The following is an 8530-nucleotide window of genomic DNA, read 5'->3' as shown; positions in this document are numbered from 1 at the left end:
GAGCTGCTGGCCGCGCACCGGATCGGCGAGGCCACTTACGCCCAGGCGCTGGCGCAGTGGGGCGAGGCCGGGCTGGTCGAGCTGCTCACGCTGGCGGGCTATTTCGCCATGGTGTGCTGGGTGATGAACGTAGCGCGCACGCCGGGGCCGCTGCAGGGTTGATACGGCCTTGCCTTCCAACGTATCACTGCGTTGGGTCGCTGCCGTGCTGCAGCGTGGTCTTCGGCCCCCGCCCGGTGTCCTGGATTGGAAGTTTGTTGAAAAAACAAAGATGTCGAAATCGTCGTCAGGCAGGGCGCAAATCGCAGCGATGGCCGTAGCTATGTGTGCGGATTCGCAGTGCCGCACGGCGGCGATTCTCGGCATCTTCATGAGGCGAATTTCCCTTTCAGGGCTTTGGTGATCCGATGGAACGCAAAACCGTATGAGTCGTCCTATCCCAGCAGATCCACCATCTCCAGCATGCGCCGCGCCACCTCGCCCAGCTTCAGGCCCTTGTCCATGGCGGTCTTGCGCAGCTTTTCGTAGGCATCCTGTTCGCTCAGGCCCTGGCGCTGCATGAGAACGCCCTTGGCGCGGTCGATGGTCTTGCGGTCCTGCAGCTCGGTTCGGGCGTCGGCCAGCTCGGCGCGCAGGGCCTGTTCGTGCGCGAAGCGGGCCATGGCCACGTCCAGGATGGGGCGGATGCGCTGGGGCGCCAGGCCCGCCACGATGTAGGCGCACACGCCGGCGGCCACCGCGTCCTTCACATGCGTGGTGTCTTCGTCGTTGGTGAACATCACGATGGGGCGGCGCGCATCGCGCGTGGCCATCACCACGTGCTCGAGCGCGTCGCGCGCCTCGCTTTCGGCGTCCACGATGATCAGGTCGGGCTGGAGCTGGGCCAGCCGATCGCTCAGAAACACATCGGCGGGCAATGTGGCGATCAGGTTGAAGTTGTTTTCCAGCAAGCCGATGCGCAGCGCCCGCGAGCGCTCGGCCTGGCTGGCGGCGTGGTCGTCGTCGGGATCGGTGAGGGCCAGGTCGGGGGCCACCACCACGATGCGCAGGGCGTCGGTCATGTGGTTTATAAGCAAGATTTACGCCACATATTGGTGCGCCACCGTGGTGCATGGGCTGCATGCCTGTGGTGCCCGCGCTTGCGGGGCCTGAAACTTGCTAATGGCAGGGCATACCCGAAGGGGCTGCGCAGGGGGCGCCGCTATACCTGCGGGCACCTTTTTCCTTCACGGAGTCGCAACGATGAAAATGCCCATGATCCACCGCCCTGCCGCAGCCTGCCTGGCCATGGCGGCGCTGGCCGCAGTCCTGCTGGCGGGCTGCAGCAAGGTGCCCGACACCATTCGCATCGGGGTGGCCCAGCCCTTGTCGGGACCGCTGGCGGCGCTGGGGCAGGACCTGCTCAATGGCGTGAACCTGGCGGTAGCGGAACTGAACCAGGGCGGCTACATGGTGGATGGAAAGCGGGTCACGCTCGAAGTCGTGCCGGTGGACGACAAGGCCGATGCCGCCACGGGCAAGGCGGTGGCCCGGCAACTGGTCGACGCGGGCGTGGTGGCCGTGATCGGGCATCTGAATTCAGGCGTCAGCATCGAAGCCGCTCCCGTCTATTCCGCGGCGGGGCTTGCACAGCTGGCCATCTCCACCAACCCCCGCTTCACGCAACTGGGCTTTGCCAACACGTTCCGGCTGGTGGGCAACGACACGCTGCAGGCCCGCGCCCTGGGCTCGTTTGCGGCCACCCAGCTCGCTGCCGCCAGCTATGCGGTGCTGGACGATGGCACGCCCTACGGCAAGGGGCTTGCCGATGGTGCGTTCGAACAGCTCAAGGCCGCCGGCAAGGAGGTGGCGGTGCGCAAGTCGTTCGACGACAAGACGGTGGCGTTTGACGGGCTGGCTGCAGAACTCAAGGCCGCGAAGGTGGAGGTGGTGGTGTCCACACTCAACGACTTTCAGGCCCTGGCCCTGCTGCAGGGCCTGCAGAAAGTGGGTCACACGCGCGTGAGCCTGCTCGGGGGCGACACCATCAAGACGACCGACATGGTTCGGGCGAGCGGCATGGTCGATGGCGTCTATGCCACCTCGCCGGTGCTGGAGGCCAAGGAATTCGCCACGGGCAAGCCGTTCCTCGAAAAGTACCTCGTGGCCTACCAGAAGGCGCCTGCCTATGGCGGCCACTACACCTACGACAGCATGTATGTGCTGTCTGCGGCCATTCAGAAAGCCAAGTCGGCCGATCCCGCGGAAATTGTCAAAGCCCTGCATGGAATCAACGGCTATGCGCCCGTGATTGGCACGATGAGCTGGGACGACAAGGGCGAACAGCGCTATGGCGCCGTGGGCGTTTACCAGCTGCGCAAGGGGGCCTGGGAGCTGCGCATGCGCTCTGACCGCTGGTAGCGGCGCGAGCCCGGGTTTTACACTCGGGGCATGAGCTTGCTGATCCTGGGTATCGAATCTTCGTGCGATGAAACCGGCGTGGCGCTGGTCCGCTCCACCCCGCAGGGGGCTGTGCCGACCTTGCTGGCGCATGCATTGCACAGCCAGATCGAGATGCACCAGGCCTATGGCGGCGTGGTGCCCGAGCTGGCCAGCCGCGACCATATCCGCCGGGTGCTGCCCCTGACCGAGACCGTGATGGCCGAGGCCGGCCAGCGCCTGGCCGATGTGGACGTGGTGGCCTACACCCGGGGGCCGGGCCTGGCGGGCGCCCTGCTGGTGGGGGCGGGCGTGGCCTGTGCGCTGGGCGCGGCACTCGACAGGCCGGTGCTGGGCGTGCACCACCTGGAGGGGCATCTGCTGTCCCCCTTCCTGAGTGCCGACCCCCCTGAGTTTCCCTTCGTGGCCCTGCTGGTGTCGGGCGGCCACACCCAGCTCATGCGGGTGGATGGCGTGGGCCGCTACGAACTGCTGGGTGAAACCATCGACGATGCCGCCGGCGAGGCCTTCGACAAGTCGGCCAAGCTGATGGGCCTGGGCTACCCGGGCGGGCCCGCCCTGTCGCGCCTGGCCGAGCAGGGCAGCGCCACGGCGTTCAAGCTGCCGCGCCCGCTGCTGCACAGCGGCAACCTCGATTTCTCTTTCGCCGGCCTCAAGACCGCCGTGCTCACGCAAGCCAAGAAGCTGGGCGATGAGCTGCCGGCGCGCAAGCCCGACCTGGCCGCCAGCACCGAGGCGGCCATCGTGGAGGTGCTGGTCAAGAAGACGCTCGCGGCCCTGCGGCAAACGGGTTTGCGTCGCGTGGTGGTGGCGGGCGGCGTGGGCGCCAACCGCCGCCTGCGCGAACAGCTCAACACCGCCTGCGCGCAGCAGAAGGTGCGCGTGCACTACCCCGAACTGCACCTGTGCACCGACAACGGCGCCATGATCGCCATGGCTGCGGCCATGCGGCTGCAGGCCGGCCAGCAGGAGCCCAATCGCGACTATGCGTTCGACGTCAAGCCGCGCTGGCCCCTTGACGCTTTGGCATAACGCGCCCCGCCATCACGTCCGTGCTTGAAGGGGGCCCCAGGGCGCAGCGCCCCGCAGTGGCGCACCGGCCTCGGGGTGCAACCGTGCCGCCACCGCACTGTGCCGGTGCGCCGTGGGCCGGTGGCATGCCGCGCCTGAGCGGCCTTGGCAGGCTGCGAGGGCAGGGTGTTGGCGGCTGTCATTTTCAGAAGGCGATAGCACGAATTATCAAAAGTCGGCCGCACGGTTTTTTCTGACGGTTGACGTCACCTCAGAAAACGGAAAATAAAGCACGCTTAGGCGTAGTTCCCTTGGCTACACCGCGTCGGTACTGCGCGGTTCTTTCTTCCCTTGCAGTGAAGCAATCAGCGGGCAAGAAACATTCCCCTGCCGCAGGTGGCAGGCACACACAAGTTCGGAAAGCACCGACTCCATACGCGCCAAGTCAGTCATTTTTTCGCGCACGTCCTTGAGCTTGTGCTCGGCCAGACTACTGGCTTCCTCGCAATGGGTGCCATCCTCCAGCCGCAGCAGTTCGGCTATTTCATCCAGACTGAAGCCCAGCCGCTGGGCTGATTTCACGAACCGCACCCGCGTTACATCCGCCTCGCCATAGCGGCGGATGCTGCCGTAAGGCTTGTCCGGCTCCGGCAACAAGCCCTTGCGCTGATAGAACCGGATGGTCTCTACGTTGACCCCGGCCGCCTTGGCGAAAACGCCGATGGTCAGATTTTCCAAATTGTTTTCCATATTGCTTGACTCCGTACATGACTACGGAAGTAAGGTTACGCTATCCAATTTAAATTCGAAAGGACACGCGCATGTCTGAACCACAAAACGGGCGCGGGGCGCTCTTCGCCGGCGGGCTGGCTGCCATCCTCGCCTCGGCCTGCTGCCTGGGGCCGCTGGTTCTGGTCACCTTGGGGTTCAGCGGCGCTTGGATCGGCAACCTGACGGTATTGGAGCCGTATCGGCCGATCTTCATCGGCGCGGCGCTGGTTGCACTGTTCTTTGCCTGGCGGCGCATCGTCCGACCGACCGCAGCCTGCAAGCCGGGCGAGGTGTGCGCGATTCCGCAAGTGCGCACCACCTACAAGCTCATTTTCTGGTTCGTCGCCGTGTTGGTCTTGGTCGCGCTTGGTTTTCCCTACGTCATGCCATTTTTCTACTAATCAGGAGTTCATCATGAAAAAGCTGTTTGCCTCCCTCGCTCTCGCCGCTTTCGTTGCCCCCGTGTTCGCCGCCACTCAGACCGTCACGCTGTCCGTGCCTGGCATGACCTGCGCCTCTTGCCCGATCACTGTCAAGCACGCGCTTTCCAAGGTTGAGGGCGTGAGCAAGACCGACGTAAGTTTCGACAAGCGCCAGGCCGTCGTCACCTTCGACGATGCCAAGACCAACGTCCAGAAGTTGACCAAGGCGACCGAGGACGCGGGCTATCCGTCCAGCCTCAAACGCTGATCCGTTAACCGAACTCGGGAGCGACACATGGGACTCATCACGCGCATCGCTGGCAAAACCGGCGCGCTCGGCAGCGTCGTTTCCGCGATGGGCTGCGCCGCCTGTTTTCCTGCCATCGCCAGCTTTGGCGCGGCCATCGGACTGGGCTTCTTGAGCCAGTACGAGGGGCTATTCATTGGCATCCTGCTGCCGATGTTCGCCGGCATCGCGTTACTCGCCAATGCTATCGCTTGGCTCAATCATCGACAGTGGCGACGCACGGCGCTCGGCACGATAGGCCCGATCTTGGTGCTGGCAGCGGTGTTTTTAATGCGGGCTTACGGCTGGCAGAGCGGTGGACTGCTCTATGTCGGCCTGGCCTTGATGGTTGGGGTGTCGGTCTGGGATTTCATCTCGCCAGCACATCGCCGCTGCGGGCCGGACAGCTGTGAATTGCCAGAACAACGTGGCTGACGGCAACAGCCGTAGCCACCACAGAAAAGGAAAAATACATGACCACCCTGAAAATCACCGGGATGACCTGCGACTCGTGCGCGGCTCACGTCAAGGAAGCCTTGGAGAAAGTGCCCGGCGTGCAATCGGCGCTGGTGTCCTATCCGAAGGGCACAGCGCAACTCGCCATTGAGGCGGGCACGTCATCGGATGCGCTGACTACCGCCGTGGCCGGACTGGGCTACGAGGCAACGCTTGCCGATGCGCCACCGACGGACAACCGCGCCGGCCTGCTCGACAAGATGCGCGGCTGGATAGGGGCCGCTGATAAGCCCAGTGGCAACGAACGCCCGTTGCAGGTCGTCGTCATTGGTAGCGGTGGCGCGGCAATGGCGGCAGCACTGAAGGCCGTCGAGCAAGGCGCGCACGTCTCGCTGATCGAGCGCGGCACCATCGGCGGCACCTGCGTCAACGTCGGCTGCGTGCCGTCCAAGATCATGATTCGCGCCGCCCACATCGCCCATTTACGTCGGGAAAGTCCGTTCGACGGCGGTATCGCGGCGACTGTGCCTGCGATTGACCGCAGCAAACTACTGGCCCAGCAGCAGGCGCGCGTCGAAGAACTGCGCCATGCCAAGTACGAAGGCATTCTGGACGGCAACCCGGCCATCACCGTTGTACATGGTGAGGCGCGTTTCAAGGATGAGCAGAGCCTGGTCGTCCGTTTAAACGATGGTGGCGAGCGCGTGGTAGCTTTCGACCGCTGCTTAGTCGCCACGGGTGCCAGCCCGGCCGTGCCGCCGATTCCGGGCCTGAAAGAGTCACCCTACTGGACTTCGACCGAGGCCCTGGTCAGCGACACCCTTCCCGAACGCCTAGCCGTGATCGGCTCGTCGGTGGTCGCGCTGGAACTGGCGCAAGCCTTCGCCCGGCTGGGCAGCCAGGTCACGATCCTAGCTCGCAACACGCTGTTCTTCCGCGACGACCCGTCCATCGGCGAGGCCGTCACAGCGGCCTTCCGTGCCGAAGGGATCAAGGTACTGGAACACACGCAAGCCAGCCAGGTCGCGCATGTGAACGGCGAATTCGTGCTGACCACGGGACACGGTGAAGTACGTGCCGACAAGCTGCTGGTCGCTACCGGACGGACACCGAACACGCGCAGCCTGGCACTCGACGCGGCGGGAGTCACCGTCAATGCGCAGGGTGCCATCGTCATCGACAAGGGCATGCGCACCAGCACGCCACACATTTACGCGGCCGGCGACTGCACGGACCAGCCACAATTCGTCTATGTGGCGGCAGCGGCCGGCACCCGTGCCGCGATCAACATGACCGGAGGGGATGCTGCCATCAATCTAACCGCGATGCCGGCCGTGGTGTTCACCGATCCGCAAGTAGCAACCGTGGGCTACAGCGAAGCGGAAGCGCATCACGACGGGATCGAAACCGACAGTCGCACGCTCACGCTCGACAACGTGCCGCGTGCGCTTGCCAACTTCGACACACGCGGCTTTATCAAGCTGGTCATCGAGGAAGGTAGCGGACGGCTCATCGGCGTGCAGGTCGTCGCCCCGGAAGCCGGCGAATTGATCCAGACGGCTGTTCTCGCCATTCGCAACCGCATGACGGTGCAGGAACTGGCCGACCAGTTGTTCCCCTACCTGACGATGGTCGAGGGGTTGAAGCTCGCGGCGCAGACCTTCAGCAAGGACGTGAAGCAGCTTTCGTGTTGTGCCGGATGAGGAAAAGGAGGTGTTCGATGAACGCCTACACGGTGTCCCGGTTGGCCTTTGATGCCGGGGTGAGTGTGCATATCGTGCGCGATTACCTGCTGCGTGGATTGCTGCGGCCAGTCGCCTGCACCACGGGTGGCTACGGCCTGTTCGATGACGCCGCCTTGCAGCGACTGTGCTTCGTGCGGGCCGCCTTCGAGGCGGGCATCGGCCTCGGCGCATTGGCGCGGCTGTGCCGGGCGCTGGATGCGGCGAACTGCGATGAAACTGCCGCGCAGCTTGCTGTGCTGCGTCAGTTCGTCGAACGCCGGCGCGAAGCGTTGGCCAATCTGGAAGTGCAGTTGGCCGCCATGCCGACCGCGCCGGCACAGCATGCGGAGAGTTTGCCATGAACAGCCCCGAGCGCATGCCGGCCGAGACGCACAAACCGTTCACCGGCTACCTGTGGGGCACGCTGGCCGTGCTGACTTGCCCCTGCCACCTGTCCATCCTCGCTGCCGTGCTGGCCGGCACAACCGCCGGTGCATTCCTTGTCGAGTATTGGGTCATCACGGCGCTCGGTTTGACCGGCCTGTTTCTTCTGTCACTGGCGCGGGCGTTGCGGGCATTCAGGGAAAGATCATGAGCGCTTCCCGGCCGGATGGATGGACTACGGCGGAGGGCCCAAGCGTTCGAGCGCGGGCAAGGCTTTCTGTTCGCAAAGCCGATGCCGGCGGCGGCATTCGCCGTCTTCGTCAGTCAATGGAGGGGTGCCACCATGAATGCAAATGATCCGACCGCCACCAGTTGCTGCGTGTGCTGCAAGGAAATTCCGCTCGATGCCGCCTTCACACCGGAAGGCGCGGAGTACGTCGAGCACTTCTGCGGGCTGGAGTGTTATCAACGTTTCCAGGCGCGGGCCAGCACTGCGACCGAAACGAGCGGCGAACCGAACGCTTGCGGTTCGCCGCCGTCAAATTGAGACAAACCACGCTTTCGCTACGTCGCCTCATGTCGGCATCAAATTCGGCTGAGTAGCTTCTCGCCATCTGGACGTAGCTCGCCCTTGGGTGAAATATGCCGATACAGGGTCTGCCGCGTGATGCCAAGTTCCTGGCACAGGTCGCCGACCTTGGTCTCTGACTGCCCCATTGCCGCCATCGCCAGCCGCAGCTTGGCGGCGGTCATCTTGAACGGCCGGCCGCCTTTCCGGCCGCGTGCCCGTGCTGAGGCCAGGCCCGCCACGGTGCGCTCGGCGATCAACTCGCGCTCGAACTCGGCCAGCGCGGCGAAGATACCGAAGACCAGCTTGCCGGCGGCGGTCGTGGTGTCAATGGCCGCGCCGTGCCCGGTCAGCACCTTGAGGCCGATGCCGCGTCCGGTCAGGTCATGGACGGTATTGATCAGATGGCGCAGGTCGCGCCCGAGCCGATCCAGTTTCCAAACGACCAACGTGTCGCCTGGCCGTAGTG

General features: G+C 64.5%; 12 protein-coding genes. 9 read left to right on the top strand and 3 right to left on the bottom strand.

The features are described from left to right. Nucleotides 1-434 precede the first annotated feature (434 nt). Nucleotides 435-1061, bottom strand: coding sequence for an ANTAR domain-containing response regulator (locus ACDELDRAFT_RS16395; protein ID WP_005798844.1), 627 nt, complete (start codon nucleotides 1059-1061; stop codon nucleotides 435-437). Nucleotides 1062-1254: 193 nt separating this feature from the next. On the opposite strand from ACDELDRAFT_RS16395, the gene ACDELDRAFT_RS16390 reads away from it, so the two are divergent. Beyond that, the gene (locus tag ACDELDRAFT_RS16390) at nucleotides 1255-2400 is read left to right on the top strand and encodes a branched-chain amino acid ABC transporter substrate-binding protein (RefSeq protein WP_232504798.1); all 1146 of its coding nucleotides are present in this window, start codon (nucleotides 1255-1257) and stop codon (nucleotides 2398-2400) included. A 30-nt stretch (nucleotides 2401-2430) separates the two neighbouring features. Next, nucleotides 2431-3471 (top strand): tRNA (adenosine(37)-N6)-threonylcarbamoyltransferase complex transferase subunit TsaD, encoded by a 1041-nt coding sequence (gene tsaD, locus ACDELDRAFT_RS16385; protein ID WP_005798842.1) that lies wholly within the window; start codon nucleotides 2431-2433, stop codon nucleotides 3469-3471. 294 nt (nucleotides 3472-3765) lie between these two features. On the opposite strand, the gene merR is transcribed toward tsaD, so the two are convergent. After that, nucleotides 3766-4200 carry an Hg(II)-responsive transcriptional regulator gene (gene merR / locus ACDELDRAFT_RS16380; protein ID WP_005798840.1) on the bottom strand — a complete coding sequence of 145 codons (435 nt, stop codon included), beginning with the start codon at nucleotides 4198-4200 and terminating at the stop codon, nucleotides 3766-3768. A 71-nt stretch (nucleotides 4201-4271) separates the two neighbouring features. On the opposite strand from merR, the gene merT reads away from it, so the two are divergent. The 7 genes from merT (at nucleotide 4272) to ACDELDRAFT_RS25405 (ending at nucleotide 8040) form a co-directional block, all read left to right on the top strand. After that, nucleotides 4272-4622 (top strand): mercuric ion transporter MerT, encoded by a 351-nt coding sequence (gene merT / locus ACDELDRAFT_RS16375; RefSeq protein WP_005798838.1) that lies wholly within the window; start codon nucleotides 4272-4274, stop codon nucleotides 4620-4622. 13 nt (nucleotides 4623-4635) lie between these two features. Continuing rightward, on the top strand, nucleotides 4636-4911 hold the full coding sequence (gene merP / locus ACDELDRAFT_RS24460) for a mercury resistance system periplasmic binding protein MerP (protein WP_004178136.1): 276 nt from the start codon (nucleotides 4636-4638) through the stop codon (nucleotides 4909-4911). Between the two features lie 27 nt (nucleotides 4912-4938). Continuing rightward, on the top strand, nucleotides 4939-5364 hold the full coding sequence (gene merC / locus ACDELDRAFT_RS24455) for an organomercurial transporter MerC (protein ID WP_000522996.1): 426 nt from the start codon (nucleotides 4939-4941) through the stop codon (nucleotides 5362-5364). A 38-nt stretch (nucleotides 5365-5402) separates the two neighbouring features. Further along, a complete protein-coding gene (gene merA / locus ACDELDRAFT_RS16360; protein ID WP_005798829.1) occupies nucleotides 5403-7088 on the top strand; it encodes a mercury(II) reductase in 1686 nt (561 codons plus the stop codon). Nucleotides 7089-7105: 17 nt separating this feature from the next. Further along, a complete protein-coding gene (gene merD, locus ACDELDRAFT_RS16355; protein WP_005798827.1) occupies nucleotides 7106-7471 on the top strand; it encodes a mercury resistance co-regulator MerD in 366 nt (121 codons plus the stop codon). Further along, a complete protein-coding gene (merE, locus tag ACDELDRAFT_RS16350) occupies nucleotides 7468-7704 on the top strand; it encodes a broad-spectrum mercury transporter MerE (protein WP_005413392.1) in 237 nt (78 codons plus the stop codon). Before merD ends, merE begins: the two co-directional genes overlap by 4 nt. A gap of 132 nt (nucleotides 7705-7836) precedes the next feature. Next, nucleotides 7837-8040 carry a DUF3330 domain-containing protein gene (locus ACDELDRAFT_RS25405; protein WP_005413391.1) on the top strand — a complete coding sequence of 68 codons (204 nt, stop codon included), beginning with the start codon at nucleotides 7837-7839 and terminating at the stop codon, nucleotides 8038-8040. Nucleotides 8041-8078: 38 nt separating this feature from the next. Here ACDELDRAFT_RS25405 and ACDELDRAFT_RS16340 read toward each other — a convergent pair. Continuing rightward, on the bottom strand, nucleotides 8079-8530 hold a 452-nt coding region (locus tag ACDELDRAFT_RS16340; RefSeq protein ID WP_005798825.1), incomplete at its 5' end, for a recombinase family protein.

The sequence above is a fragment of the Acidovorax delafieldii 2AN genome, from assembly GCF_000175235.1.
GTDB classification, from domain to species: Bacteria; Pseudomonadota; Gammaproteobacteria; order Burkholderiales; family Burkholderiaceae_C; genus Acidovorax; species Acidovorax delafieldii_B.
This window is presented reverse-complemented; position numbering and strand designations above follow the sequence as displayed.